The sequence below is a fragment of the Haemophilus sp. CCUG 66565 genome (assembly GCF_001679495.1).
GTDB lineage: Bacteria > Pseudomonadota > Gammaproteobacteria > Enterobacterales > Pasteurellaceae > Haemophilus > Haemophilus haemolyticus_K.
This window is the reverse complement of record NZ_LZOX01000002.1, coordinates 206,370-233,096: the sequence shown is the minus strand read 5'-3', so window position 1 is coordinate 233,096 and position 26,727 is coordinate 206,370. Positions and strand designations below refer to the sequence as shown.

Here is a 26,727-nt window from a genome sequence, read left to right as displayed (position 1 = left end):
CAACATAATTATAACAATCATCTATTTTATGTTTCACCATAAATATAAAGGACTGAAATGGTAAAATACAACCTCAGTCCTTAAGTTACAGTTAAGTAATAAACTTAAAATTTACGCTAATTCCGCACGTAATTTTTTGGTTACATCCACCATCACTTTTAGTTGATCGATAGTTTCTGTCCAGCCGCGAGTTTTTAAACCGCAGTCTGGGTTTACCCATAAGCGTTCTTTTGGAATGACATTTAACGCTTTGCGTAATAAGTGTTCGATTTCACCTGCGGTTGGTACACGTGGGCTGTGAATATCATACACACCTGGACCGATGTCATTCGGGTAGTTGAATTTCACGAAGGCATCTAATAATTCCATATCTGAACGTGAAGTTTCGATGGTAATCACGTCCGCATCTAATGCAGCAATCGCTGGTAAGATGTCGTTAAACTCGGAATAACACATATGAGTGTGAATTTGCGTATCATCTTGCACGCCCATTGAGCTTAAACGGAATGCTTCGCCTGCCCATTGTAAGTATGAATCCCAATCTGCACGTTTAAGTGGTAAACCTTCACGAATAGCTGGCTCATCAATTTGAATGACTTTAATGCCCGCCGCTTCTAAATCTAACACTTCATCAGATAATGCCACGCCGATTTGTTTACATACGGTTGAACGTGGAATGTCGTTACGCACGAATGACCATTGAAGAATTGTCACAGGGCCTGTTAACATCCCTTTCATCACGCGGTTTGTTAAGCTTTGTGCATATTGTGACCAGCGTACTGTCATTGGCTCTGGGCGAGTTACATCACCGTAAATTACTGGTGGTTTCACACAACGTGAACCGTAGCTTTGTACCCAACCAAATTTAGTGAATGCGAAACCATCTAATAATTCCCCAAAGTATTCCACCATGTCGTTGCGTTCTGCTTCGCCGTGAACTAATACATCTAAATCTAATTCTTCTTGGCGACGTACCACATATTCGATCTCTTTTTTCATTGCCGCTTCGTAATCTGCAAGGGATAATTCACCTTTTTTGAAACTTGCACGGGCGTGACGAATTTCAGTCGTTTGTGGGAATGAACCAATGTTTGTGGTTGGAAGAAGCGGTAAATTTAACCACGCATTTTGCTTAACAATACGTTCTGCAAATGGCGATTTACGTTGATCCGCACCTTTTGGCAAGTTTGCTAATCGATCTGCCACTTCAGGACGATGAATTTCTTTTGAGGTTGCACGTGCATCTGCTGCCGCTTGGCTTGCATCTAATGCCGCTTGTACAGAGGCTCTGCCATGATTTAAGGCTTGTTTTAATACATTTAATTCTTCTACTTTTTGTAGTGTGAAAGATAACCAGCTGTAAAGTGCAGGATTTTTTTCTTTTAATTGTACTTCCACTTCTAAATCAAATGGGGTGTGCAATAATGAACAGCTTGGTGCAATCCATAAACGCTCGCCTAATTTTTCTTTTAATGGCTCTAATACATCTAACACTTTGTTTAAGTTTGCACGCCAGATATTACGGCCTTCAATCACACCTGCAGATAACACTTTGCTGTAATCTTCAAAGGCTGCAAGTTGTTCTGGTGCACGAACTAAATCTAAATGCAAGCCCGCAACAGGTAAGGCTTTTAATAACTCAGCGTGTTGTGCAACGGAACCAAAATAAGTGGCTAACAATAATTTTGCATTCACCTTGCTTAATTCAGCATACACAGATTTATAGGCTTCAACCCATTCTGCAGGTAAATCCAATGCTAATGCAGGTTCATCAATTTGAATCCACTCCGCACCTTCAGCCACTAATGCATTTAAGATTTCAACATAAACAGGCACTAATTGATTTAATAAATCGAAACGGTTAAATGCTTCGCCTTTTTCTTTACCCAACCATAAGAATGTTAATGGGCCAACAATCACAGGTTTGAAGTTTAAACCTAAGGCTTTTGCTTCACGAATTTGATTTACATAATGTGCTGGATTAGCTTTGAATTGTGTATTTTTATGAAATTCTGGCACGAGATAGTGATAGTTCGTATCGAACCATTTAGTCATTTCAATTGCGAATTGATCTTTGTTACCACGTGCAAGTTGGAAATATTGATCAAGGGTTAAATTTTGGCTATCAAAACCAAAACGAGCAGGAATTGCCCCTGTTGCCACTTGTAAATCTAAAATATGATCGTAGAACGTGAAATCGCCCACAGCCACAAAATCCGCATTCGCCGCTGCTTGATGTTTCCAGTTTTTTTCACGCAACGCTTTCGCTAAATCTAATAAATCTTGCTCTGCTAATTCTTTACGCCAATAACGTTCTTGTGCAAATTTTAATTCACGTTTTGCACCTACACGAGGAAAGCCTAAGATATGTGATGTTGTCATAATAACTCCCGTTTTAAAGTAATCTTCTTAATCATTTAGACGGCTAAACGTCTGTACGGGTATAGAATGCGTCATCTCAGTGTATTATGCAAACTTATTATTTTCAGGATTTGTATGAAATAAATTAATACTAAAACCACGTATAAAATAAAGGGGCATACTAAATGCCCCAAAACTATTGCAAAATTTACCACACTTTTACTGCAACGCTTTCTCAATTTTTTCAAATAAATCTTTTGAAAGATTTTCTACAATGCTTAAGCGTTCTAAAGCACGTTTCATCAAGGTTTGGCGTTGAGCATCAAAGCGAGAAAAACGAATTAATGGCTCTATTAAACGCGCAGCCACTTGCGGATTGCTTTCATTTAAACGAATTAACACATCAGTTAAGAAACGATAGCCTGATCCACTTACATTATGGAATGCTTTTAAGTTGTGATTTGCAAAGCTACCTACTAATGCACGCAAACGGTTTGGATTGTTGAAGTTAAAACTTGGGTGATCCATTAATAACTGAATAATTTCCAACACATTTTCATCTGGGCGAGTGGCTTGTAATGCAAACCATTTATCCATCACTAATCCATCATGTTGCCATTTTTGTTCAAAATCAGCTAATAACGCATCTCTGCAAGGTAATGCCGCTTTAGTCGCAACACTTAATGCAGCCAATGTATCGGTCATATTATTCGCATTATTGTAGTGTTTTTGGACTAAGTTGTTACCCAAATTGGTATAAGCCAAATAAGTTAAGCAAAGATTACGCATTGCGCGTAAGGCGATGTCTTGTTGCGTAACTTGATAATCATCAAGACGAATATGAGTATAAACGCGCAAGAAATCATCTTTTAAAGTCTCGGCAATTTGCGCTTGCATAAATGCTCTTGCGGCTGAAATGCCATCAGGATCGATGGTTTTGAAACCTTCCGAAAATTCCATTTCTTTTGGAAGGGTGAGAATTAAGGTTGCCAGTTCAATATCTTTCTCATAATGGTTCAGAACATGAGAAAGTGCGGTCAAGATTTCAGGCGAAATTTCTAGTGCCTCACCTTGTTGAAAACGCACAACATTACGGCGTAATTCTTGTGCAAATAACATCTGAGCCGCATCCCAACGGATAAATTGATTATCTGCGAATTTCAGCAAGCCTAATAACTGCTCCGTTTTATAATCATAATCCAGTTTTACCGGTGCAGAAAAATCACATAACAATGCTGGAATTGGACGACCATAAATGCCATGAAACTCGAAGACTTGGTCTTTTTCAGTAACATTTAATACATCACTCAACAATTCGCCATTATGTTGTAGCATTTGTTTCGTGCCATTCGCATCATAAAGCGCCACTTTTAATGGAATATGTAAATTCACTTTTTCCATTTGATCTGCGGTTGGCGGTGTGGATTGTGAAACTGTTAAACGATAAGTATGCGTTTTTTCGTCATACGTATCGCTAATCAATAATTCTGGTGTACCCGATTGGCTATACCAACGGCGGAATTGATTTAAATCGAGGTTATTTGCACGTTCCATTGCGGAAACAAAGTCTTCACAGGTTGCCGCTTTACCATCATTTTCAGCAATATAAAGCTGCATCCCTTTTTGGAAACCTTGCTCACCTAATAAAGTATGCAACATACGAATCACTTCTGCCCCTTTTTCATATACGGTCACCGTGTAAAAATTATTCATTTCAATCACTTTTTCAGGGCGAATTGGGTGCGACATTGGGCTTGAATCTTCAGCAAATTGAACCGTGCGTAAAAATTTCACATTATTAATGCGATTAACAGCTCGAGAACCCGTATCTGAAGAAAATTCTTGATCACGGAAAACCGTTAAACCTTCTTTCAAACTTAATTGGAACCAATCACGGCAGGTAACACGGTTGCCTGTCCAGTTATGGAAATATTCGTGTGCAATCACACTTTCAATGGCAAGATAATCTTCATCTGTTGCTGTTTGTGGATTTGCCAACACGAATTTAGAGTTAAAGATATTTAACCCTTTGTTTTCCATTGCGCCCATATTGAAGAAGTCCACTGCAACGATCATATAAATATCGAGGTCATATTCTAAATTAAAGCGATCTTCATCCCATTTCATCGCTTTTTTCAGACTTTCCATTGCCCAAGTTGCACGGTTAAGATTACCGCGATCTACATAAAGCTCTAATGCAACTTCTCGTCCACTTTTAGTAATAAATTTATCTTGTAATAAATCAAAATTTCCCGCCACTAAAGCAAATAAATAGCTTGGTTTCGGAAACGGATCGTTCCATTCCACCCAATGACGACCATCCTCTAATTCACCACTTGCAATGCGGTTACCATTAGAAAGTAAGTAAGGATATTTAGTTTTATCTGCAGTAATTTTGGTTGTATAACGTGCCAGTACATCGGGGCGATCAAGCATATAAGTAATTTGACGGAAACCTTCCGCCTCACATTGCGTACAAATGCCTTCACCAGACTGATATAACCCTTGTAATGAAGTGTTTTCGGCTGGTACAAGGAAGGTCACAATTTCAAGTTCAAATTCTTCCGCACTTTTACCTTTTAAATCGAGCGTTAAACTCTCCCCATCTTGTTGATAGGCAGAAAATGGCTCACCATTAAATTTAATAGAAGAAAACTGGAAGCTATGCCCATCTAAACGTAAAGAAGTTGCTTCATCATTTAAGCGTTGGAATTTTGTGGTTGCGGTTACCACAGTATGTTTAGGATCGAGTTGAAAATCTAAATAAATGTCGGTAACCGTAAAATCTGGTTGTTTGTAATCTTTTCTATATTTTGCTTTGGCTAACATAATTTGCCCTACTTTGAAGAAAGAAAATGTGAGTATGATATCGTTACGTTTTGTTATCTTAAACTTGGTTTTTCACGAAAAATTTTTTCTTGAATCGCTTCCGTCACAAAAGCATTAAGCGAACGCTCGCCTGCTATGATCGTTGCTTCTCTATGTAATTCCTCGCCAATTCGTACATTAAATACACCTTTAAAAGGCTTATTCGGTTCTTTACCTAATTCCAAACAATCTTGTAAATATAAATCAACAGATTGACGAAATTCTTTTTCTAGCTCAGATAATGACTCTGCTTCGTAAGTCACTAAATCACGAATGTAAGCAAGTTTGCCAAACAATATATTGTTTTCTAAATCCGCCTCAATCGTGCCTACATAACCTTTATAATTTAATAACTTCATAGAATACCTACCTGTTTTAATGATTCTTTCACTGACTTTAAAGCACCGCCTTTAATATAATTTTCAGGGTGAGGCTTGTGTAACAAAATCGTATGATCGAGCGTTCTATTATAAAATCTCACTCGAGAACCGGCCATTTCTCGCTTTTCATAACCTTGTTGAGCTAACAAAGAAACTAATTCATTCCAATCAAATGTAGATTTTGACTGTGCGAGCTTATCTAATAATTTTTCAGTTCGTCCCATATAAACTATCACCCATTAATTTGGTATCAAGTATAGTTACTAAAATTTAAAAATCAAATAATTATAAAATAAGACTAGATACTACCTACGCAAATAGCAAACGTTTGCCTAATATGTGTAAGATGTGCTATTCTACGCCACGTTTTTAATTAAAAAATTGAGAAAATAGCATGTCAAACACTGCACAAATTGCCGTTGTAATGGGTTCCAAAAGCGATTGGGCTACCATGCAAGAGGCAACTCAGATTTTAGATGAATTAAAAGTACCTTATCATGTGGAAGTCGTCTCGGCTCATCGTACGCCTGATAAACTTTTTGAATTTGCTGAAAATGCACAAAAAAATGGCTATAAAGTAATTATTGCTGGGGCAGGCGGTGCAGCACATTTACCTGGTATGATCGCAGCGAAAACACTTGTGCCGGTGCTGGGTGTACCAGTAAAAAGTTCTATGTTAAGTGGCGTAGATAGCCTTTATTCGATTGTGCAAATGCCAAAAGGGATTCCTGTCGGAACATTAGCAATTGGCCCTGCAGGTGCAGCAAATGCTGGATTGTTAGCAGCCCAAATTCTAGCGGGTTGGGATGCAGAATTACTTTCACGCTTGCAATCTTTCCGTGAAAGCCAAACTCATGCTGTACTGGACAATCCCGATCCACGCACATAAAAATTTCTTCAGTTCTGACCGCACTTCTAAAGTGCGGTTGTTTTTTTCGTAAATTTAACGAGAAATATTATGCAAAACTCCACCTTATATCCAACCGTTTATGTACTCGGCAACGGACAACTCGGCAGAATGTTACGTTACGCAGGTGCCCCTTTAGATATTTATGTTGAACCCTTAGCCTTCAATGCGCCAGTTTTTGGCTTACCTGAAAATGCGATCATCACTGCGGAAATTGAACGCTGGGAAAAAACGCCTTTGACTGAATTACTCGGTAACCATAAAAACTTCGTTAATCAACATGTATTTGGATTATTAGCCGATCGTTTTACTCAAAAATCCTTGCTTGATGAACTGAATCTTTCGACCTCGCCTTGGTGTTTATTAAAAGATAAAACGCAATGGAATGATGTTTTCCAAACTGTTGGCGAGAAAGTTGTCGTTAAACGCAGAACAGGCGGATATGATGGACGAGGTCAATGGATTATCAACAATGAAAACAAAGCGGACATCACCGATGACTTATTTGGTGAAGTGATCGCAGAAAAATTTATTCCTTTCGATTATGAGGTTTCTATTGTAGGCGCAAGATTTAAAAATGGCGAAAAACGTTTTTATCCCGTTACACATAACCTGCAACAAAACGGTATTTTGCGTTACAGTGTGGTTGATATTGCGTTTCCTCAACAATCCACACAACAAAAACAAGCGGAAGCCATGCTCGGCAAAATTATGGATAAATTAGGCTATGTGGGTGTAATGGCAATGGAATGTTTTGTTGTAGGCGACAAATTACTGATTAACGAACTTGCGCCTCGTGTACATAACAGTGGACATTGGACACAACTAGGATGCTCGATTAGCCAATTTGAATTACATTTACGTGCGCTACTTGATTTGCCAACACCTGAACTACAGGTTTTCTCCCCTAGCGTGATGGTGAATTTAATCGGCACAAACCATAATCTAAAATGGCTTAATACACCGTTTGCACAACTTCATTGGTACAGTAAAGAAGTCAGAGCTGGACGTAAGGTTGGGCATATCAATCTTTCTCATCCTAACAAAGCAGTCATTATTCAACAATTAGAAAAACTCCGTACTGAATTACCAGAAGATTATCAATCTGGATTAAATTGGGCGATTGAAAAACTAAAATAATGTAAAAAATGACCGCACTTTTTGATGAATATTTAAAAATATCAAAGTGCGGTTAATTTTTATAAAAATCTTTCTTGATAAAATAAAACGGCTGAAGTATAAAATTATACACCACACAACACATACATAAGGAAAAGCTATGTTTGAACATATCAAAGCGGCACCAGCCGATCCAATCTTAGGCTTAGGCGAAGCATTCAAATCCGAAACACGTGAAAATAAAATCAATTTAGGTATTGGTGTTTATAAAGATGCACAAGGCACAACCCCGATTATGCGTGCAGTGAAAGAAGCAGAAAAACGCTTATTTGATAAGGAAAAAACGAAGAATTATCTAACTATCGATGGTATTGCCGATTATAACGAACGAACAAAAGAACTCCTTTTCGGTAAAGATTCTGAAGTCATCCAATCTAATCGTGCGAGAACAGTACAAAGTTTAGGTGGAACAGGCGCATTACGCATTGCGGCTGAATTTATTAAACGTCAAACCAAAGCACAAAATGTTTGGATCAGCACCCCAACATGGCCAAACCACAATGCCATTTTCAATGCGGTGGGCATGACGATTCGTGAATATCGTTATTATGATGCTGAACGCAAAGCCCTTGACTGGGAACATTTACTTGAAGATTTAAGCCAAGCAAGTGAAGGTGATGTGGTGCTTTTACACGGTTGCTGCCACAATCCAACTGGTATTGACCCGACCCCTGAACAATGGCAAGAATTAGCCGCACTTTCAGCAAAAAATGGCTGGTTACCACTCTTTGACTTTGCTTATCAAGGTTTAGCCAATGGCTTAGATGAAGATGCTTATGGCTTACGTGCTTTTGCGGCAAATCATAAAGAATTATTAGTGGCAAGTTCATTCTCTAAAAACTTTGGTTTATACAATGAGCGTGTAGGCGCTTTTACCCTTGTGGCTGAAAATGCAGAAATTGCTTCAACTGCATTAACACAGGTGAAATCAATTATTCGTACACTCTACTCTAACCCAGCATCTCATGGTGGGGCAACTGTAGCAACAGTATTAAATGATGCTCAACTTCGCCAAGAATGGGAAAATGAATTGACTGAAATGCGTGAACGTATCAAAAAAATGCGTCATTTATTCGTTCAGTTATTAAAAGAATATGGTGCAGAACAAGATTTCAGCTTCATCATGGAACAAAACGGTATGTTCTCTTTCAGTGGCTTATCACCTGAACAAGTAGATCGTTTAAAAGATGAGTTTGCCATTTACGCTGTTCGTTCTGGTCGTATCAATGTGGCAGGTATCACAGAAGATAATATTCGTTATTTATGTGAAAGTATTGTGAAAGTGCTTTAATCATTCTGAGTTTAAGAGGGCTAAAATTTAAAAAAATTTAGCCCTTATTCTTTACCAATATCCCTCAATGTCAAAAATATCGACAAACAAATGCGATTATAAGAATGCACAACATAATCAAAATTTGAATCAAACGTTTTTTGGTTAATTTCTCAGCAGGCATTGATGATTTACTCTTCTTTATATGACTAATTAGTGGTATACTTTTTTGCGTTAGATCAATTTTACACTAATTTCTCGAAATATTTGAGGTTTACATGAAGAATTTCGTTGCAGAAACCAAGGCAGGACGCCGGATTCAATCGGGAGGTTGTGCTATTCATTGCCAGGATTGCAGTATTAGCCAACTTTGTATCCCTTTTACACTGAACGAACACGAATTAGATCAGCTTGATAATATTATCGAACGAAAAAAACCCATTCAAAAATCCCAAGTACTTTATAAAGCCGGTGACACACTCAATTCTATTTACGCTATTCGTTCTGGCACCATAAAAACCTATACCATTAGTGAATCTGGTGAAGAACAAATTACCTCTTTTCACTTACCTGGTGATTTAGTTGGTTTTGATGCAATTACTCAAATGCAACACCCAAGTTTTGCTCAAGCATTAGAGACTGCAATGGTATGCGAAATTCCTTATGATATTTTGGATGACTTAGCCGGTAAAATGCCAAAATTACGCCAACAAATTTTACGCTTAATGAGTAATGAAATTAAAAGTGATCAAGAAATGATTTTATTACTGTCTAAAATGAATGCGGAAGAACGCTTGGCTGCTTTTATTCATAATCTTTCTAAACGATACTCTGCTCGTGGTTTTTCAGCTAAAGAATTCCGTTTAACCATGACTCGAGGCGATATAGGAAATTATCTTGGTTTAACTGTTGAAACTATTAGTCGTTTATTAGGTCGTTTCCAAAAATTGGGTATCCTCACCGTACAAGGAAAATATATTACTATTAATGATATTGATGGTTTGATTGAGTTAACTGGAACAAATAAAACCAAAATTACAATGGTTGAATAATGAAAAAGGCGTGCAAATTCACGCCTTTTTTACATAGATAAAAATAATCTTAGAATAAGATCACCTTTTTATCTCTCACACCTTGCCATTCTAAAGATTCTTTTTTATTCTATGAAAAGCTTCGGAGGTTATGATGAAATTTAAAAATATCCTAGTTGTTCTTAATCCTGAAAACGAAAAACAATATGCTCTTGCTCGTGCTGTTCGTTTAGCGAAAGAACAAAAAAATGAAACAAAAGTAAAAATTACCGCCCTTTTATCTGTATATGATTTATCTTATGAAATGTCTGCCTTACTTTCTTCAGAAGAACGTTCTGAAATGCATCGTCAGGTGATTGAAAAGCATCATCATGCTGTACAATATTACTTAGATAAATATGCTGATCCAGAAATTGAATTACAATCTCACATTGTTTGGCACAGTAATGAGGCAGAGGCGATAAAAGAAGAAGTTGAAAATAATGATTATGATCTTGTAGTGAAATATACCAAAGATCAAGAAAGTTTTACTTCTCTAATTTTCACGCCAGTTGATTGGCAATTACTACGTAAATGCCCGATTCCTGTATTAATGGTACGCGATGGCGACTGGAAACATCAACGCCGTATTTTAGTAGCGGTAAATGTTTCAGGCGAACAAGAATACCAAAATGAATTTAATCTAGAACTTGTTGAAACTGGTATATCATTAGCTGAAAACTTAAATCGTGGCAATGTGCATTTAGTTGCCGCCTACCCTTCAACACCAATCAACATGGCCATTGACTTACCTGAATTTAACACATCAGGTTATGAAAATGGTATTCGAGGCCAACATCTTATTAATATGAAAGCCTTACGACAACAATTTGGTATAGCAGAAGATCATACTCATGTACGTGAAGGTTTCCCTGAGGAGGTTATCCCTACTGTAGCTAAAGAAATTGAAGCAGAACTAGTTATCCTTGGCACTGTTGGTCGTACAGGACTATCTGCCGCTTTACTTGGTAATACTGCAGAACATGTTATAAGTAAATTAAGCTGTAATCTCTTAGGTATCAAACCATCTAAAAAGGATGAATAATTCATCTCACACATAAAAGTGCGGAAAATATTACCGCACTTTTGTGATTTAGATCACAAATCCACACTTTTTCTACACAATCTATTTAAATAAGATTTGTTTTCATTTAGAATCCATAAAATTATTTCTCTCTCGTTTTAATTTAAGGACAAAAAATGAAAAAAACACTTATTGTAAGCTTACTTGCATTTGCAAGTATCGCCCAAGCACATGATCTTTGGGTTGATGTTCCTGCTCAAATTCCATCAGATAGTATATTAAAGGCTAATATGGGATATGGTCACTATCCTTATGTAGAAAAAATTCCTGAAGCTCGTTTAAAAATTTTTGCGCCAATGGAAGTTATCAGTCAAGATGGCGAAAAACAAATACTGGTTCAAAAAGGAGAAAATTACCAATATCAATCAAGTAAACCTTTAACTAATGGCTCTTACTGGGTAACAGCAACATACAAACCAACATTCTGGTCACAAAATGCAGAAGGTTGGAAAATGGAAAATTTAAAAGGTTTACCTAATGCGACCTATTGCGAAGAAACCCAAATGTTTGCTAAAAAACTTATTACTGTAGGTAAACAAAAATTAAATGCTGAAATGGCAAAAACACGTATTGGTTTACCACTTGAAATTGTACCATTAGAGGATCCAAGTAAAGTAAAAGCAGGCGAACCGTTCCCTGTTCAAATCTTCTATAATGATCAGCCTTTAGCGGGAGAAACTGTCATTGCGACATCCGATACCATCGCAATGAAAGATTTTGAGGCCGTTGATGGACATCGTGAACCACAAGGATTCTCAGGGAAAACCGATGAACAAGGTCGTGTAAATATTATTCCTCTTATTGAGGGAATTTGGAAAATCAAAGTTATTCATAAAACTTCATTTCCAGAACAACAAATTTGCCAACAATCGGCAAACTACTCAACATTGATTCTTCCAATTGGAAAAGGTTTAGATAAACTGCCGCCACGACCAGAGCATCACCATCATTAATGTCTATACACCATAAAATAGTGGTGATAGAATGCAAAAACGCTAGCAATAAAATGGATATTTTTCTTACGAAAAATATCCATTTTTATTCAATATAGCAAAATAAAAAGAGATGTATATCGATGAACAAACAAAATAGTAAAACCGTTGCGGTAGTCACTTCAACAATTGGTCGTCCAGAATTAGCTTTGGCTATTAAAAGCGTGCAAAATCAAACTTATCCATGTAAGCATTATGTATTTATCGATAGCAATATTTTCTGGGATAAGGCTAAATCTATATTAGAACAATTCCCTGATGTAATTCCTATTTACTTACCAATGAATACAGGAAAAAACAGAATCCTTAACGGAGCCATTAATGCTGCTGCAGCTTTTCTTGTTGAAGAAGACATTATTTGTTATTTAGATGATGACAATCAGCTACGAGATGATCACGTGGAAAGCTTAGTAAACGTGATTGAACAAGGTGCTGATTTTGCTTATTCCTTACGATCTTTTTACGATTCAAATCATCAATTTATTTGCAATGATGATTTTGAATCACTCGGAAATTGGAATACAAAAAGCGATATTTTCGTAGATGTTAAAATAGAAGATATTCAGCAACAAATACATTTTAATTTTAACGGAATCAATGCTCATATCGATACCAATTGTTATGCCGTACCTCGCGAAATAGCGCAGAAAGCTGCACATGGTTGGCATACTCCATCTATCGGTGATCGAGGATTTTTGTCTGCTTTAAAAAATTTGGGTTTAATGGGACAAACCTCTGGAAAATATACTGTCAAATATACCGTTGATTTTAATAAATTAATCGTTGCTCGTAGTTTCTTCCCTCAATTAAGACTCTCAGATGAAATAAATGATCATATTTCTGCCGGCATATTAAAGCTGGTTAATCAGCAAAATATTGAATATTACAAAGGTCGCCCTTGGGCAAAGGAATAAAAGTAAACATTTTTCATCAAAAAACATAAAAAAATTAAAATTAGGCTTGACTTGCATTTCTTGTACTAGTTTAATAGTGCAAAAGTTTCCAAAAGGATATCAATATGCAAACTCAAGCCTTTATTGCGGTGACAGCCCAACCCGTTCCTTATTATGCTGACACGACTGCTATTTTTAATACACTTTGCCAAGCTAATTCGAATTCTCTTCTACTCGACTCTGCTGAAATCGGGAGTAAAAATAGTTTACAAAGCCTTATCTTAGTCAATGCTGCAGTTAAAATAACTTGCTTAGGTCACAGCGTCACATTTAAAGCATTAAACGAGAATGGAAAACAAGTTTTAAAAGAAATTCATCCAAAATTAACCGCGCTTGGAAAAGTAAGTGCGGTCAATTTTGAAGAAGAATTTTCTGTACAATTTTCGCCACTTGATAATCAACTCGATGAAGATAGCAAATTACAGTCTGCTACTATTTTTGATGGACTGCGTGTTATTTCTACTCTTTATCAACATAGCCAAACACCTATTTTCTTAGGTGGATTGTTTGCTTACGATCTCGTCGCAAATTTTATTCCAATGGATGGCATTACATTACAACATGATGGTATTAACTGCCCTGATTACAGTTTCTATCTTGCCGAACACCTCATTACTATCGACCATCAAAATCAACAAGCAACACTAAAAAGTTTCTGTTTTGCTCAAGAAGAACAAGTCAATATTGCGAAAACCTCGCTTTCTATCGCGCAAAAACTAAAAAATATTGATAATGTTCTTTCTATTAAAGCGGCAAGTGATGAGGTTAAAACAAACTTTGAAGATCCTGAATTTACTGGCATTGTGAAAGTATTAAAACACCATATTAACATTGGTGATGTATTCCAAATTGTGCCCTCTCGCCGTTTCTCCCTTGCTTGCCCGAATACATTAGCCAGTTACGCCCAACTCAAACAAAATAATCCAAGCCCTTATATGTTCTATATGAATGATGAAGACTTTATTTTGTTTGGTGCATCACCAGAAAGTGCGCTGAAATATGAGCCAGAAAATCGTCAGTTAGAAATTTACCCAATCGCAGGTTCACGCCCTCGTGGTTTTGATGCTCATGGTAATATTGATCCGGAATTGGATGCACGTTTAGAACTAGAACTTCGCCTTGATCACAAAGAACAAGCGGAACATTTAATGTTAGTTGATTTAGCACGTAACGACATTGCTCGAGTTTGCCAAAGCGGTACACGTAAAGTGGCTGAATTGATGCAAGTGGATCGCTATTCTCACATCATGCATTTGGTATCTCGCGTAGTGGGTAAATTACGCCCTGAGTTAGATGCACTTCACGCCTATCAAGCCTGTATGAATATGGGCACATTAACTGGTGCGCCAAAAATTAAAGCGATGCAGCTTATTTATCAATTTGAGCAACAAAAACGTCATAGTTACGGTGGTGCGGTGGGTTATCTCGCGTCCGATGGACATTTTGATACCTGTATCGTGATCCGTTCTGCTTTCGTACAAAATGGGATAGCTCATGTACAGGCAGGTTGCGGTGAAGTATTGGATTCAGATCCACAAATGGAAGCCGATGAAACACGCCACAAAGCCGCGGCTGTCTTAAAAGCAATTCGTCAAGTTAATACACAAGCAAAATAAGGAAGAATTATTATGGCTAATATTTTATTTTTAGATAACTTCGATTCCTTCACTTACAATCTTGTGGATCAATTCCGTGTGTTGGGTCACAACGTCACAATTTACCGCAATGACTGTGATTTAGAAAAACTGGTAGAAACGGCACTCAATACAACTGATACCATTCTTGCACTTTCTCCCGGGCCAGGAACACCATCAGAAGCGGGGATTTTGCTGCCATTGATCGAACGCTTAAAAAATCATGTTCCAATTATTGGTATTTGTTTAGGCCATCAAGCATTGATTCAAGCTTTTGGCGGGAAGGTTGTTCACGCTGGCGAAGTATTACATGGTAAAGTTTCTCGTATCACCCATGATAACGAAGCCATGTTTAAAGATCTTACTAATCCAATGCCAGTAGCGCGTTATCATTCTTTAATGGGACAAGATTTACCAAAGGAATTTATCGTCAATGCAGAATATAATGGCATTATCATGGCAATTCGTCATCGCGATTTACCTATTTGCGCATTCCAATTTCACCCTGAAAGTATTTTAACTGTGCAAGGTTCGCAATTATTACAACAATCAATTGAATGGTTGTTAAATAGATAAGACATCAAAAAGTGCGGTGATTTTTAACCGCACTTTAAAGGAGAAAAAATGATCACCGTATTCGGACTTAAATCCAAACTCGCACCACGTCGTGAACAACTGGCAGAAGTAATTTATAACAGCCTCTACCTTGGCTTAGATATTCCGAAAGGTAAACACGCGATTCGCTTTTTGTGTTTAGAAAAAGAAGATTTTTACTACCCTTTCGACCGTAGCGATGATTACACGATCATCGAAATTAATCTGATGGCTGGTCGTATGGAAGGTACGAAAAAACGCTTGATAAAAATGCTGTTTAGCGAATTGGAGTACAAGCTCGGCATCCGTGCTCACGATGTGGAGATCACGATTAAAGAACAACCAGCGCATTGCTGGGGTTTCCGCGGAATGACTGGCGATGAAGCGCGCGATTTAGATTACGATATTTATGTTTAATAAAATATAGAAAATTAGCAAATCCATATACAAAGAAAAACAGGAATAGACTATGCAACACAGCCAATTATTAGAACAACTTTATAGCGGACATTCACTTTCAACTTCAGAAAGCACAGCACTTTTTAATGCAGTCATCCAAGGTGAGCTTTCCAATGAACAAATTGCTGCAATGCTGATTGCGTTAAAAGTGCGGGGAGCAAATACTGAGGAAATTACGGGGGCGGTTGCCGCCTCATTACAAAATGCCAAGGCATTCCCACATCCAAATTATTCTTTTGCGGATATTGTGGGAACGGGTGGCGATGGACAAAATACCATTAATATTTCCACCGCCAGTGCGATTGTGGCAGCATCAATGGGAGCCAAAGTAGCAAAACATGGCAATCGTAGCGTGTCGAGTAAATCAGGTGCTAGCGATGTGTTAACGGCACTTGGCGTGAATGTGAATGTCACACCAGAGCAAGCTCGACAAGCATTAGATGAAATTGGTGTCTGCTTTTTATTTGCTCAACAATATCATTCTGGTTTCCGCCATGTTGCACCAGTCCGTGCCGCTTTAAAAACGCGCACTATCTTTAATATTTTAGGGCCGCTTATCAATCCTGCTCGCCCGACTTATCATTTACTTGGTGTATATGCGCCTGAATTAGTGAAAACCTATGCTGAAACTTCGGTTGCCTTAGGGCATCAACATTCCTTTGTTGTACATGGTTCTAGCTTAGATGAAGTCGCATTACACGGCGAAACACAAGTGGCAGAAATTAAAAATGGCAAAATTGAATATTTCACTTTAACACCTGAAGATTTTGGCTTAAAAACGCAATCTCTCGAAAGCCTTCGTGGGGGGGAACCGCAAGAAAATGCCCAAATGCTCACCGCACTTTTACAAGGTAAAGGCAAATCTGAACATGCTAATGCGGTAGCGGCAAACACAGCATTATTATTGAAATTATTCGGGCACGATGACTTAAAACAAAATGTGCAAAATGTGTTGGCGCATCTTGCATCAGGTAAAGCCTTTGAAACATTACAGAAATTAACCACATATTAATAAAAAGCTAATTTGATACGCCACAATAAGAAGAAAAATGATGATCACTCAAGATTTTACCAAACCCATTGATTCCGCTACGGTGTTACAAAAAATTGTGCTTGATAAAGCACAATGGGTTCAAGCAAAAGAAAAGGAACTTCCGCTTTCACAATTTAAAGAAAAGATTCAAAAATCTGACCGCTCTTTTTATGCGGCGTTAGCAAAAGGCACGCATCAAAAGCCCGCCTATATTTTAGAATGTAAAAAAGCCTCCCCTTCCAAGGGATTAATTCGTGCTGAATTTAATTTAGAAGACATCGCCAATGTCTATAAACATTATGCCTCTGCTGTATCTGTTCTGACAGATGAAAAATACTTCCAAGGGAATTTTGAGTTCTTGCCTTTAGTTCGCGATATCGTGAGCCAACCTGTGCTTTGCAAAGATTTTATGATTAGCGAATATCAAGTTTACCTTGCTCGCTACTATCAAGCGGATGCGATTTTATTAATGCTTTCCGTCGTCAACGATGAGACTTATCGTGTGCTGGCAGATCTTGCGCATTCTCTTGGTATGGGCGTATTGACAGAAACCAGCAATGAAGAAGAATTTGAACGTGCCCTTGCGCTTGGTGCGAAAATTATTGGTGTCAATAATCGTAACTTACATGATTTGACTGTGGATTTAAATCGTGTTGTTGAACTCACTGAAAAATACGCCAACCGTATCCCTGCTGATATACGTATTATTAGCGAATCAGGCATTTACAACCATAAGCAAATTCGTCAATTACAAAAAGTGGCGCATGGTTTCTTAATTGGGAGCAGCTTAATGGGCAACCAAGATTTGAATAATGCGGTTCGCTCAGTGATTTTTGGAGAAAATAAAGTATGCGGTTTAACGCGCGCGCAAGATGTCAAAATCGTTTACGAAAACGGCGCACTTTACGGCGGATTAATCTTCGCAGAACATTCAAAACGTTGTGTGAGTTTACGCCAAGCGCAAGAATTGGTAACCGCTGTTCCACTTCGATTTGTTGGTGTTTTTCAGAATCAAGAAATTGACTTTATCGTAAAAATAGCCAGCCAGTTACAGCTTTACGCGGTGCAATTACATGGTGTAGAAACTGAAGCATTTATTACCGCACTTCGCCAACAACTACCAAAAAACACGCAAATCTGGAAAGCGATTTCGGTCAATACTGAAACCCAAAGTGCGGTCGATTTTACCGATGATTTGAATGTGGAACGTTATATTTTTGATAGCCAAACAGAGAACCAACAAGGTGGCACAGGAAAAACCTTTGATTGGTCATTAATTCCTGAACATCTTAAACATAAGATTATTTTAGCCGGAGGTATTTCACCAAATAATGTGGAACAAGCCATTCAACAAAATTGCTTAGGCTTGGATCTTAATTCTGGAGTAGAAAGTTCTGCGGGCGTAAAAAATGAAGAAAAAGTGCGGTTAGTTTTTGAAAAAATTTTTAACTCGTTCTAGAATTTTTTGTTTAAGCACCACTGAATTTCAGTGGTGCTTTATTTTTAATATTATTTTTGTTCAAGTAAGGCGATTATTTTTTTCAGTGATGCAATTTCATCAGATTGTTTTTGGAGAAGCTCATCTTTATGCATAATAATCAAATTCAGTTTTTCAATCACAAAATCGTTACCACTACTTTTACCGTAATAATTAGAACTTAAGTTGCTATGTTCATTAATCAAAAATATATTTTGCTGATCTGAAGAAAGCAGTTCTACAATGTCCAAATTAAAAATCTGTGCAATCTGCTCTAACTTATCTAGACGCAATTTTGTTTCTCCACGTTCAATCTTCGCATAGCCATTAACAGACATATTCATCTTCGTTGCCATATCTTCTTGTGATAACGCATTTTGTTCACGTATTGTACGAATTTTTTGATTAAGATTCATTTTAGATTTTACCTAATTTGATGTTTTTCACCACAAAAAGGAGAGCAAACACTCCCTTTTATTGGTGTAGATTAATTGGTAGCTAGTGTATCATTTCTTCTCCTAATAACCAATACGATTAAATAAAAGGCTTAATAAACAACATATTAAGGAATGAAAAATGAAAAAGTTAGTACCTAGTATTATTTTAACTACAATCGCATCCACAGTATTATCTGGCTGTGTTCAATTTGTGCCTTATGAAGGGAAATCTTTAAATCCTGAAGCAAGAGGAATTACAACAGTGCGTTCTACTCCCTACGGTTGTAAAGTGTTAGGTGAGGCGGAAGGCAAGGAAACAACTAATCCATCTACCTTATATACTCGTGGCTCAGTTACTCGGGAGACCTTGAGAGATAGTGCGCTCAATGATCTTAGAAATAATGCTGCTGAAGCAATTGGTAAAGGAAAAAGAATTACATTACGAATTGTTGAAGAAAAACCAATTTGTATAAATCGTTGCCCATTAGATGAAGAAGGCTATGCAATAGAAAGCCATATTACTGGCTATAGAATCAGCGCACAAATTTTTGAATGTGGCGATAAAGATATCCAAGAAAATACATCCGCTCGACCTCAAAAGAAAAAATAACATAATAAGGCTGCGCAACATTGCAGCCTTTTTTCTTCCCTAAAAACAAACAAACAAGAATCCTTCTCATCTAAAATAACATTCCATTCACAATTTGTGACATATTTTTTCTATAAATTCTTCATTTCATGATTATGATCAAATTTTTTTTGGAGAAAACATTTATCATTGGCCAATTCCCACAATAAATGTGTGTCTTTGGAGTGATACTATGAATAATCCGGATGGCGTTTTTTCTGCATTAGCAGATGTTTCTCGCCGAGATTTTATGAAATTATGTACCGCACTTGCGGCTACGATGGGGCTAAATTCTAAAGCGGGTGCTGAAATGACGGCGGCAATGACCAGTCCAGCACGCCCACCCGTACTTTGGATTGGTGCGCAAGAATGTACTGGCTGTACTGAATCTTTACTGCGTGCAACCCACCCAACTGTTGAAAATCTCGTGCTAGATTTAATTTCCCTTGAATATCACGAAGTACTTTCTGCCGCATTTGGTGAACAAGCAGAAGAAAATAAACATAATGCTATCCATAATTATTACGGCAAATATGTGCTTGTAGTGGATGGTTCCATTCCAATTAAAGACGGCGGTGTTTACTGCATGGTGGCAGGCAAACCAATTGTGGAACATATTCGTGAAGCCGCAAAAGGTGCCGCAGCTATTATTGCCATTGGATCTTGCTCATCTTGGGGCGGTGTTCCATCTTGCGGTGGCAATCCAACAGGTGCGGTCAGTCTTTCTGAAGTTTTACCAAAAGGCACACCAATTATTAACATTCCTGGCTGCCCTCCTAACCCACATAATTTCTTGGCAACCGTTGCCTATATCATCACTTATAAAAAATTACCAGCAATGGATAAATTAAATCGTCCATTGTTTGCTTATGACCGTCTAATCCATGAAAACTGTTATCGCCGACCGCACTTTGATGCAGGCCGTTTCGCAAAAGAATTTGGCGATTATGGTCATCGTCATGGCTGGTGTTTATACCATTTAGGTTGTAAAGGGCCTGAAACTTACGGCAACTGCTCTACATTAGAATTCTGTGATGTTGGTGGTAATAACTGGCCAGTGGGTATCGGACATCCTTGCTATGGCTGTAACGATCAAGGTATCGGTTTTACCAAAGGCATTTTCCAATTAGCGAACGTCGAAAATCCAACGCCACGGGTGGAAAAACCAGATGTGAACAATATTGAAGGCGAAGGTGCCTCAATGACGGCGATTGGCTTATTAGGCGGTGCCGCAGCCATTTTAGCGGGCGTCAGCGTTGTGACATTGAAAGAATTAAGCAAACAACATAAAGCAAACAAAGTAGCAGACAAACAAGCCAATCAAGATCAAGGACACTAAAGATGGATAGACGAAATTTCCTAAAAGCAGGTCTGCTGGGAACAGTCACATCAGGTCTGCCCGTAGCAAAAGCGGAAGCGGTGGAAAATCTTCCACCAATTCCTGGCGCACTTGGGATGCTTTATGACTCCACACTTTGCGTTGGCTGTCAGGCTTGTGTCGCAGAATGTCAGCAAGTGAACAAAACTCCTGTCAATCCAAAAGGTGAGCAAACCTGGGCAAACAATGACAAACTCACTCCGTTCACACGCAACGTGATTCAAGTATGGAGCGATGGCGACGGCAAAAATAAAGATAAAACAGAAAACGGTTATGCTTATGTTAAAAAACAATGCATGCACTGTGTTGATCCAAACTGTGTTTCCGTTTGTCCAGTACAGGCTTTAACCAAAGATCCTAAAACAGGTATTGTTAAATACGATCCTGATATTTGTACTGGTTGCCGTTATTGCATGGTAGGCTGTCCATTTGATGTGCCAAAATATGATTACGACAATCCATTTGGTCAAATCAGCAAATGTGAACTTTGCAACCAAAAAGGTGTGGAACGCTTAGATAAAGGTGAATTACCAGGTTGTTGTCATGTTTGTCCAACTGGGGCAATTATTTTTGGTACCCGTGAAGAACTTTTAGCAGAAGCAAAACGTCGTTTAAGTTTATTACGTGGCACAGAATATGACTATCCTCGCCAACATGTAAACAGTAAAGACACTTATCGCGCAACTGTGCCAGCCTATCAATATCGTATTTACGGTGAAAAAGAAGGGGGCGGTACACAAGTATTAGTGTTAAGTGCGGTTCCACAAGAAAATTTAGGTTTCCCTGAGTTAGATGATATTGCTACAGGTGCACGCGCAGCACATTTACAGCACTTCTTGTATCGCGGTTTGGCATTGCCACTGGTGGCGTTAGCTGGTTTAACAATGATGACTTATAAGAATATGCACGGCGATAAGATTCGTGAACGAATTGAAGCGCAAAAAGAAGCAATGCGCCAAGCACGTAAAGAAATGGAAGAAGCGGAGGATGAACATCATGGGTAATCCACGTCCGGTAGGTGGTCGATTAATTTCCGCCAGTATTCTCTTTTTTGCACCTTTGGCCGTAATTTGTATCTTATTAATTATCAAACGTTTGTTCTTAGGTATCGGTTCCGTCACCGCACTTAACGGCGGTTATCCTTGGGGCTTATGGATTTCCTTTGACTTACTTGTAGGTACAGGTTTTGCCTGTGGTGGTTGGGCATTAGCTTGGACAGTATATATTTTCAACAAAGGGAAATATCACCCTCTTGTGCGTCCCGCATTGCTTGCAAGCTTATTCGGCTATTCATTAGGTGGTCTTTCCATCACGATTGATATGGGGCGTTACTGGCACTTGCCTTACTTCTACATTCCAGGTCAATTCAATACAAACTCGGTGTTATTTGAAACCGCATTTTGTATGACAATTTACATCATTGTCGTGACCCTTGAATTTGCACCAGTTTGGCTCGGGTTCTTAGGATTGAAAAAATGGTTTAATAAGCTCAACAAAATTATGTTCTTTGTCATCGCACTTGGCGCACTATTGCCGATGATGCACCAATCATCTATGGGATCATTAATGATCGCCGCTGGCCATAAAGTTCATCAAGTATGGCAAAGCTATGAAGCATTACCAATCTTATCATTGCTCACTGCATTTATTATGGGCTTTTCTATCGTCATTTTTGAAGGTTCTTTAGTGCGCGCAGGTTTGGCAGGAAAAACACCAGATGAACGTTCACTCTTTACCCAACTTGCAAAAGTCACCGCGGGATTAATCGCACTTTTCCTTGCAGTACGCTTTGGCGAATTGATTTACCATGACAAACTCCATTATGTATTCGGATTCGATAAACTTGGTAAATTTGAAGCTTGGATGTTTTGGATGGAAGTATGGCTAATGACATTACCATTACTCACTTTATTTCTTGGTGAGAAAAAATCTGATTCACGTTGGCTATTTATCTCAGCCTTGAGCATGTTACTCGGCGCAGCCCTATGGCGTTTAAATTATTCAATGATTATGTACGATCCTGGTAATGGCTATCGTTACTTCCCATCAGCAGAAGAATTGCTAATTTCTATTGGTTTCGTATCCATCGAAATTTGCGCCTATATTTTAATAATTCGTCTATTCCCTGTCTTACCAGTGTTGAAAGAAAAACATCATGAAGACTCGGAACAAATTATTGCCGAAAAAGCACAATTCAGTAAAAAAATGAGCGGAGCAGAATAATGACTGAAAAAAAACGTATCTCAATCGACCCTATCACACGCATTGAAGGCCATTTGCGTATCGATTGTGAAATTGAAAATGGCGTAGTAACCAACGCTTGGTCATCAGGCACAATGTGGCGTGGTATGGAAAATATTGTGAAAGGTTCAGATCCGCGTGATGCTTGGATGATTATGCAACGTATTTGTGGCGTTTGTACAACCGTTCACGCCATTATAAGTGTGCGTGCAGTGGAAGATGCTCTCGGCGCCAAGGTGCCAGTGAATGCACAATATATCCGCAATATGATTCTTTCTGCTCATAGTATGCACGACCATATCGTTCATTTTTATCAACTTTCTGCGATGGACTGGGTGGATATCACTGCGGCACTGAATGCTGATCCTGATAAAGCAGCTGAAATGCTTAAAGGTGTTTCAACATGGGGGCTAAACAGTGCAAATGAATTCCGCAATGTACAAAATAAAATTAAATCTTTAGTTGAAAGCGGTCAGCTTGGTATTTTTGCTAACGGTTATTTTGGTCACCCTGCCATGAAATTACCGCCGGAAGTAAACCTAATCGCAGTGGCTCACTATTTACAAGCCCTTGAATGTCAGCGTGATTGTAACCGTATTGTGGCATTACTCGGCGGAAAAACACCGCACATTCAAAACTTAGCAATTGGTGGTGTAGCAAACCCAATCAACTTAGACTCTCAATCAGTATTAAACTTAGAACGTTTAATGTTTGTAAAATCCTGTATTGATCGTTTAAATGACTTTGTTACCCAAGTTTATCGTGTTGATGCGGCGATCATTGCGGCTTATTACCCAGAATGGCTCAATCTTGGTAAAACATCAGGCAACTACCTTTCTGTGCCTGAATATCCAATTGATGGTGATAATTCTAAATTTGTTCTAACGGGTGGCTATATTGAAAACTTTGATATTTCAACCTTCCGTCCAATTACGCAACAAAAAGATGAATTTGTTGTGAAAGGCATTAAAGAAAGTGGTAAACATGCTTGGTATGAAGACGATGAACCGCTTGAACCTTGGGCTGGTTTAACACGTCCGAAATATACAGGCTGGCAAGATGAAGGCAAATATTCATGGGTAAAAGCACCAAGTTTCTACGGAAAAGTTGTTGAAGTGGGCCCTCTTGCCTATTTAATGTGTAACTTAGCCAACGAAAATAAAGATACATTACATCACTTTAACCATATTAAAGGGTTGTATGAAAAATTAAGCGGCAATACCTTATCTGTTGACCATTTACATTCAACCTTAGGACGTATTATTGCTCGTACCGTACATTGTTGTGTGCTAAATAATATTCTTGAACAACAATGGAAACTACTTGTTGATAATATTGGCACTGGTGATACCGTTGCTTATCTCAAAACAGACATTCCACAAACAGGTGAATTTAAAGGTGTTGGTTTTGGTGAAGTACCTCGTGGCATGCTCTCTCATTGGGTTGTCGTTAAAAATGGCAAAATCGAAAATTATCAAGCCGTTGTACCATCGACTTGGAATGCAGGCCCTCGTAACCAGAATGATGAAATGGGGCCTTATGAGCTTTCCATCCTCGGCACACCCGTAGCAGATCCGACAAAACCATTAGAAGTTGTGCGTACCATCCACTCTTTCGACCCTTGCATGTCGTGCGCAGTGCATGTTGTGAATACAGAAAATGGTGAAGTCACACAAGTGAAGGTGCTCTAATGAAACCATTAATCTTAGGTGTTGGTAATATTTTACTCGGCGATGAAGGGGTAGGCGTACGAATCGCCCAAGCCCTAGAAAATCGCCCTAAAATTTTACCGCACTTTGATGTGGTTGACGGCGGCACTTGCGGCATGGAATTACTGGATGAAATGGCGAATCGTGAGCATATCATCATCATTGATGCTGTACTTGCCAATAAACAGCCAGGAGAAATCATTGTGCTTCATGATGAGCAAGTGCCAGTATTTTTCTCGCGTAAAATTTCACCACATCAACTTGGTATTTGTGATGTGCTTTCTGCGTTAAAATTAACGGATGAATTCCCCAAAAATCTATGTTTAATTGGGATTCAACCAGAAACTTTTGAGCCGCAGATTGCATTAAGTGAAACAATTCAAAAACAATTTCCAGAAATTTTTAAAACATTAGAAAACGTTTTGAAAGAGTATGGATTTCACGTTCAAATGTAGATGAGAAATAATACATTTCACGCATGCCATAATTTGCTCTTATGGTATACGTGAATTGTTGAAATTCGCCTCTCTATAAATTTTAATAATTATGTATCGACACGAAAAAACACCAGAAAATACCACCGCACTTGAAGGTGCCATTCAAGGCTTCGCCGAAGATCCATCTTCAATCTTCCAAAACGAAATGCGAAAAGTTTCAGAAGAAATGAAAGATCTTCCTTTCTATCGAAAAAGTATCGACTGCTATTGTCCTAAATTTGTACTTTTTGAAAACCAATGGATAGGTACGGTTGTGACACCTTGGATGTTGAGCATTGTCATTTTACCAGGCAAAGATCAAGAATGGGAACCGCGTGAAATTGGCGATAAACTTTCAGTACAACTACCCTATAAAACCTTCACCTTCACAGTGAGTAGTTTAGAAAATATTCCACAATATCTTAGTTGTTCCCTTCATTCTCCGATTGATCCTGCCATGACAAATACTCAAGCAGCTCAACTCGCACAAGATTGCCTCAGAATGATTTTATCAATGCCAACAAAAGCAACAACTTTTGATCCAGATCGACGTAACTTATTCCGCGCGATAGTAAAATAGGCACAAATTTCAATAGGAGTGAAAGTATTATGTGTTTAGGTGTTCCAGGCCAAATTGTTAAGATTGGCGAAAGCGCTCTTCAACTTGCCACCGTGGATGTATGTGGCGTACAACGTGATGTGAATATTTCACTAGTCTGCAGTGGAGATCCTGCCGATTTACTTGGCAAATGGGTGCTCGTTCATGTAGGCTTTGCAATGAGTGTTATTGATGAAGATGAAGCCAAGAAAACCCAAGAAGCCCTACTCGCTATGAGTCAACTAGAACATGAAGTAGGTGACTTTTTAGGATTGAATCAAAAATAAAGATAACATACTGATCCGATGTAATTTATCTCATCGCTTAATCCTATAAGAGTAGGACAGGATATACCTGTCCACTCTATAAAACTAAAATGCTGAAGTATCTTGAAATAAACCTACCTTTAAATCTGTAGCGGTATAAATGATACGTCCATCAACTTCAACTTCACCATCAGCCATACCCATCACAAGCTTACGATTAATAACACGTTTCATATTAATTCGATAGATCACTTTTTTAGCCGTTGGCAAAATCTGTCCAGTAAATTTTACTTCACCAACTCCTAATGCCCTACCTTTTCCTTTGCCACCAATCCAGCCTAAGTAGAATCCTACAAGTTGCCACATTGCATCTAACCCTAAACACCCAGGCATAACTGGATCACCAATAAAATGACAGCCAAAAAAAGGTAAATTAGGGGTAATATCAAGCTCTGCTTCAATATAACCTTTACCAAATGCGCCTTTTTCTTCATTCATTTCGATAATTCTGTCCATCATTAACATCGTTGGTGCAGGCAATTGAGGCCCATCGTTACCAAATAACTCACCACGACCTGATGCAAGCAAATCATCATATGAATAACTGCTTTTTTTATTAGGTGTACAAGTGTTTTGCATTTTACCTTCCTATATACATGATAATTTCAGTAGTATACTGATTGAGTATATTCTAGAAAGAATAAATAAATCTGTAAATAGCGAACACTTGTTA

General features: G+C 38.2%; 26 protein-coding genes. 20 read left to right on the top strand and 6 right to left on the bottom strand.

What is annotated here, in order from left to right:
• Positions 1-111: 111 nt before the first annotated feature.
• The 4 genes from metE to A9501_RS02470 form a co-directional block, all read right to left on the bottom strand.
• Positions 112-2,382 (bottom strand): 5-methyltetrahydropteroyltriglutamate--homocysteine S-methyltransferase, encoded by a 2,271-nt coding sequence (gene metE / locus A9501_RS02485; protein ID WP_048953219.1) that lies wholly within the window; start codon positions 2,380-2,382, stop codon positions 112-114.
• Positions 2,383-2,580: 198 nt separating this feature from the next.
• Positions 2,581-5,190 carry an aminopeptidase N gene (pepN, locus tag A9501_RS02480; protein ID WP_048953220.1) on the bottom strand — a complete coding sequence of 870 codons (2,610 nt, stop codon included), beginning with the start codon at positions 5,188-5,190 and terminating at the stop codon, positions 2,581-2,583.
• A gap of 53 nt (positions 5,191-5,243) precedes the next feature.
• Positions 5,244-5,588, bottom strand: coding sequence for a type II toxin-antitoxin system HicB family antitoxin (locus A9501_RS02475; protein ID WP_065264798.1), 345 nt, complete (start codon positions 5,586-5,588; stop codon positions 5,244-5,246).
• Positions 5,585-5,833 (bottom strand): type II toxin-antitoxin system HicA family toxin, encoded by a 249-nt coding sequence (locus A9501_RS02470; RefSeq protein WP_048953222.1) that lies wholly within the window; start codon positions 5,831-5,833, stop codon positions 5,585-5,587. The genes A9501_RS02475 and A9501_RS02470 overlap by 4 nt, the downstream gene beginning before the upstream one ends.
• Before the next feature lie 170 nt (positions 5,834-6,003).
• Here A9501_RS02470 and purE point away from each other — a divergent pair, with 170 nt between their 5' ends.
• The 12 genes from purE to trpCF all read left to right on the top strand — a co-directional run bounded on the left by purE (position 6,004) and on the right by trpCF (position 18,243).
• Complete coding sequence (gene purE / locus A9501_RS02465; RefSeq protein ID WP_065264797.1) at positions 6,004-6,498, top strand: 5-(carboxyamino)imidazole ribonucleotide mutase; 495 nt, start codon at positions 6,004-6,006, stop codon at positions 6,496-6,498.
• A gap of 69 nt (positions 6,499-6,567) precedes the next feature.
• A complete protein-coding gene (gene purK, locus A9501_RS02460; protein WP_065264796.1) occupies positions 6,568-7,656 on the top strand; it encodes a 5-(carboxyamino)imidazole ribonucleotide synthase in 1,089 nt (362 codons plus the stop codon).
• A 139-nt stretch (positions 7,657-7,795) separates the two neighbouring features.
• A complete protein-coding gene (locus A9501_RS02455; protein WP_065264795.1) occupies positions 7,796-8,986 on the top strand; it encodes an amino acid aminotransferase in 1,191 nt (396 codons plus the stop codon).
• A 257-nt stretch (positions 8,987-9,243) separates the two neighbouring features.
• Positions 9,244-10,017, top strand: coding sequence for an FNR family transcription factor (locus tag A9501_RS02450; protein WP_048953226.1), 774 nt, complete (start codon positions 9,244-9,246; stop codon positions 10,015-10,017).
• Positions 10,018-10,150: 133 nt separating this feature from the next.
• Positions 10,151-11,080 (top strand): universal stress protein UspE, encoded by a 930-nt coding sequence (gene uspE / locus A9501_RS02445; protein WP_048953227.1) that lies wholly within the window; start codon positions 10,151-10,153, stop codon positions 11,078-11,080.
• Positions 11,081-11,235: 155 nt separating this feature from the next.
• On the top strand, positions 11,236-12,072 hold the full coding sequence (locus A9501_RS02440; protein ID WP_048953228.1) for a DUF4198 domain-containing protein: 837 nt from the start codon (positions 11,236-11,238) through the stop codon (positions 12,070-12,072).
• Positions 12,073-12,260: 188 nt separating this feature from the next.
• Positions 12,261-13,025, top strand: coding sequence for a glycosyltransferase family 2 protein (locus A9501_RS02435; protein ID WP_065264865.1), 765 nt, complete (start codon positions 12,261-12,263; stop codon positions 13,023-13,025).
• Positions 13,026-13,129: 104 nt separating this feature from the next.
• The gene (gene trpE, locus A9501_RS02430; protein ID WP_065264794.1) at positions 13,130-14,680 is read left to right on the top strand and encodes an anthranilate synthase component I; all 1,551 of its coding nucleotides are present in this window, start codon (positions 13,130-13,132) and stop codon (positions 14,678-14,680) included.
• A 12-nt stretch (positions 14,681-14,692) separates the two neighbouring features.
• A complete protein-coding gene (locus A9501_RS02425) occupies positions 14,693-15,274 on the top strand; it encodes an aminodeoxychorismate/anthranilate synthase component II (protein WP_005641831.1) in 582 nt (193 codons plus the stop codon).
• 48 nt (positions 15,275-15,322) lie between these two features.
• Positions 15,323-15,709: a tautomerase family protein gene (locus A9501_RS02420; RefSeq protein WP_065264793.1), complete on the top strand. Its 387-nt coding sequence runs from the start codon at positions 15,323-15,325 to the stop codon at positions 15,707-15,709.
• A 52-nt stretch (positions 15,710-15,761) separates the two neighbouring features.
• Complete coding sequence (gene trpD / locus A9501_RS02415; RefSeq protein WP_065264792.1) at positions 15,762-16,763, top strand: anthranilate phosphoribosyltransferase; 1,002 nt, start codon at positions 15,762-15,764, stop codon at positions 16,761-16,763.
• A gap of 40 nt (positions 16,764-16,803) precedes the next feature.
• The gene (gene trpCF / locus A9501_RS02410) at positions 16,804-18,243 is read left to right on the top strand and encodes a bifunctional indole-3-glycerol-phosphate synthase TrpC/phosphoribosylanthranilate isomerase TrpF (RefSeq protein ID WP_065264864.1); all 1,440 of its coding nucleotides are present in this window, start codon (positions 16,804-16,806) and stop codon (positions 18,241-18,243) included.
• A 50-nt stretch (positions 18,244-18,293) separates the two neighbouring features.
• Here trpCF and A9501_RS02405 read toward each other — a convergent pair whose 3' ends face one another.
• Positions 18,294-18,677 (bottom strand): helix-turn-helix domain-containing protein, encoded by a 384-nt coding sequence (locus tag A9501_RS02405; RefSeq protein ID WP_065264791.1) that lies wholly within the window; start codon positions 18,675-18,677, stop codon positions 18,294-18,296.
• Between the two features lie 160 nt (positions 18,678-18,837).
• Between A9501_RS02405 and A9501_RS02400 the strand changes: the two genes are divergently transcribed.
• From A9501_RS02400 to hybG, 8 genes are all read left to right on the top strand, one after another.
• On the top strand, positions 18,838-19,308 hold the full coding sequence (locus A9501_RS02400; protein WP_065264790.1) for a hypothetical protein: 471 nt from the start codon (positions 18,838-18,840) through the stop codon (positions 19,306-19,308).
• Positions 19,309-19,519: 211 nt separating this feature from the next.
• Entirely contained in the window at positions 19,520-20,665 is a 1,146-nt protein-coding gene (gene hybO, locus A9501_RS02395; protein ID WP_065264789.1) for a hydrogenase 2 small subunit, read from the top strand.
• Positions 20,666-20,667: 2 nt separating this feature from the next.
• Complete coding sequence (gene hybA / locus A9501_RS02390) at positions 20,668-21,708, top strand: hydrogenase 2 operon protein HybA (protein WP_005636015.1); 1,041 nt, start codon at positions 20,668-20,670, stop codon at positions 21,706-21,708.
• Positions 21,701-22,927 carry a Ni/Fe-hydrogenase cytochrome b subunit gene (hybB, locus tag A9501_RS02385; protein WP_065264788.1) on the top strand — a complete coding sequence of 409 codons (1,227 nt, stop codon included), beginning with the start codon at positions 21,701-21,703 and terminating at the stop codon, positions 22,925-22,927. The genes hybA and hybB overlap by 8 nt, the downstream gene beginning before the upstream one ends.
• Complete coding sequence (hybC, locus tag A9501_RS02380; protein ID WP_065264787.1) at positions 22,927-24,636, top strand: hydrogenase 2 large subunit; 1,710 nt, start codon at positions 22,927-22,929, stop codon at positions 24,634-24,636. Before hybB ends, hybC begins: the two co-directional genes overlap by 1 nt.
• Positions 24,636-25,109, top strand: a complete 474-nt coding sequence (locus tag A9501_RS02375; protein WP_065264786.1) for a HyaD/HybD family hydrogenase maturation endopeptidase — start codon at positions 24,636-24,638, stop codon at positions 25,107-25,109. Before hybC ends, A9501_RS02375 begins: the two co-directional genes overlap by 1 nt.
• 91 nt (positions 25,110-25,200) lie before the next feature.
• A complete protein-coding gene (gene hybE, locus A9501_RS02370; protein ID WP_065264785.1) occupies positions 25,201-25,710 on the top strand; it encodes a hydrogenase-2 assembly chaperone in 510 nt (169 codons plus the stop codon).
• Positions 25,711-25,739: 29 nt separating this feature from the next.
• On the top strand, positions 25,740-26,015 hold the full coding sequence (gene hybG, locus A9501_RS02365; RefSeq protein ID WP_065245732.1) for a hydrogenase maturation factor HybG: 276 nt from the start codon (positions 25,740-25,742) through the stop codon (positions 26,013-26,015).
• 84 nt (positions 26,016-26,099) lie between these two features.
• On the opposite strand, the gene fabA is transcribed toward hybG, so the two are convergent.
• A complete protein-coding gene (fabA, locus tag A9501_RS02360; RefSeq protein ID WP_048952668.1) occupies positions 26,100-26,633 on the bottom strand; it encodes a bifunctional 3-hydroxydecanoyl-ACP dehydratase/trans-2-decenoyl-ACP isomerase in 534 nt (177 codons plus the stop codon).
• Positions 26,634-26,727 lie beyond the last annotated feature (94 nt).

Coding starts and splice junctions, on each gene's coding strand:
- metE (WP_048953219.1), bottom strand. CDS start 2,382: ATGACAACATCACATATCTTAGGCTTTCCTCGTGTAGGTGCAAAACGT.
- pepN (WP_048953220.1), bottom strand. CDS start 5,190: ATGTTAGCCAAAGCAAAATATAGAAAAGATTACAAACAACCAGATTTT.
- A9501_RS02475 (WP_065264798.1), bottom strand. CDS start 5,588: ATGAAGTTATTAAATTATAAAGGTTATGTAGGCACGATTGAGGCGGAT.
- A9501_RS02470 (WP_048953222.1), bottom strand. CDS start 5,833: ATGGGACGAACTGAAAAATTATTAGATAAGCTCGCACAGTCAAAATCT.
- purE (WP_065264797.1), top strand. CDS start 6,004: ATGTCAAACACTGCACAAATTGCCGTTGTAATGGGTTCCAAAAGCGAT.
- purK (WP_065264796.1), top strand. CDS start 6,568: ATGCAAAACTCCACCTTATATCCAACCGTTTATGTACTCGGCAACGGA.
- A9501_RS02455 (WP_065264795.1), top strand. CDS start 7,796: ATGTTTGAACATATCAAAGCGGCACCAGCCGATCCAATCTTAGGCTTA.
- A9501_RS02450 (WP_048953226.1), top strand. CDS start 9,244: ATGAAGAATTTCGTTGCAGAAACCAAGGCAGGACGCCGGATTCAATCG.
- uspE (WP_048953227.1), top strand. CDS start 10,151: ATGAAATTTAAAAATATCCTAGTTGTTCTTAATCCTGAAAACGAAAAA.
- A9501_RS02440 (WP_048953228.1), top strand. CDS start 11,236: ATGAAAAAAACACTTATTGTAAGCTTACTTGCATTTGCAAGTATCGCC.
- trpE (WP_065264794.1), top strand. CDS start 13,130: ATGCAAACTCAAGCCTTTATTGCGGTGACAGCCCAACCCGTTCCTTAT.
- A9501_RS02425 (WP_005641831.1), top strand. CDS start 14,693: ATGGCTAATATTTTATTTTTAGATAACTTCGATTCCTTCACTTACAAT.
- A9501_RS02420 (WP_065264793.1), top strand. CDS start 15,323: ATGATCACCGTATTCGGACTTAAATCCAAACTCGCACCACGTCGTGAA.
- trpD (WP_065264792.1), top strand. CDS start 15,762: ATGCAACACAGCCAATTATTAGAACAACTTTATAGCGGACATTCACTT.
- trpCF (WP_065264864.1), top strand. CDS start 16,804: ATGATCACTCAAGATTTTACCAAACCCATTGATTCCGCTACGGTGTTA.
- A9501_RS02405 (WP_065264791.1), bottom strand. CDS start 18,677: ATGAATCTTAATCAAAAAATTCGTACAATACGTGAACAAAATGCGTTA.
- A9501_RS02400 (WP_065264790.1), top strand. CDS start 18,838: ATGAAAAAGTTAGTACCTAGTATTATTTTAACTACAATCGCATCCACA.
- hybO (WP_065264789.1), top strand. CDS start 19,520: ATGAATAATCCGGATGGCGTTTTTTCTGCATTAGCAGATGTTTCTCGC.
- hybA (WP_005636015.1), top strand. CDS start 20,668: ATGGATAGACGAAATTTCCTAAAAGCAGGTCTGCTGGGAACAGTCACA.
- hybB (WP_065264788.1), top strand. CDS start 21,701: ATGGGTAATCCACGTCCGGTAGGTGGTCGATTAATTTCCGCCAGTATT.
- hybC (WP_065264787.1), top strand. CDS start 22,927: ATGACTGAAAAAAAACGTATCTCAATCGACCCTATCACACGCATTGAA.
- A9501_RS02375 (WP_065264786.1), top strand. CDS start 24,636: ATGAAACCATTAATCTTAGGTGTTGGTAATATTTTACTCGGCGATGAA.
- hybE (WP_065264785.1), top strand. CDS start 25,201: ATGTATCGACACGAAAAAACACCAGAAAATACCACCGCACTTGAAGGT.
- hybG (WP_065245732.1), top strand. CDS start 25,740: ATGTGTTTAGGTGTTCCAGGCCAAATTGTTAAGATTGGCGAAAGCGCT.
- fabA (WP_048952668.1), bottom strand. CDS start 26,633: ATGCAAAACACTTGTACACCTAATAAAAAAAGCAGTTATTCATATGAT.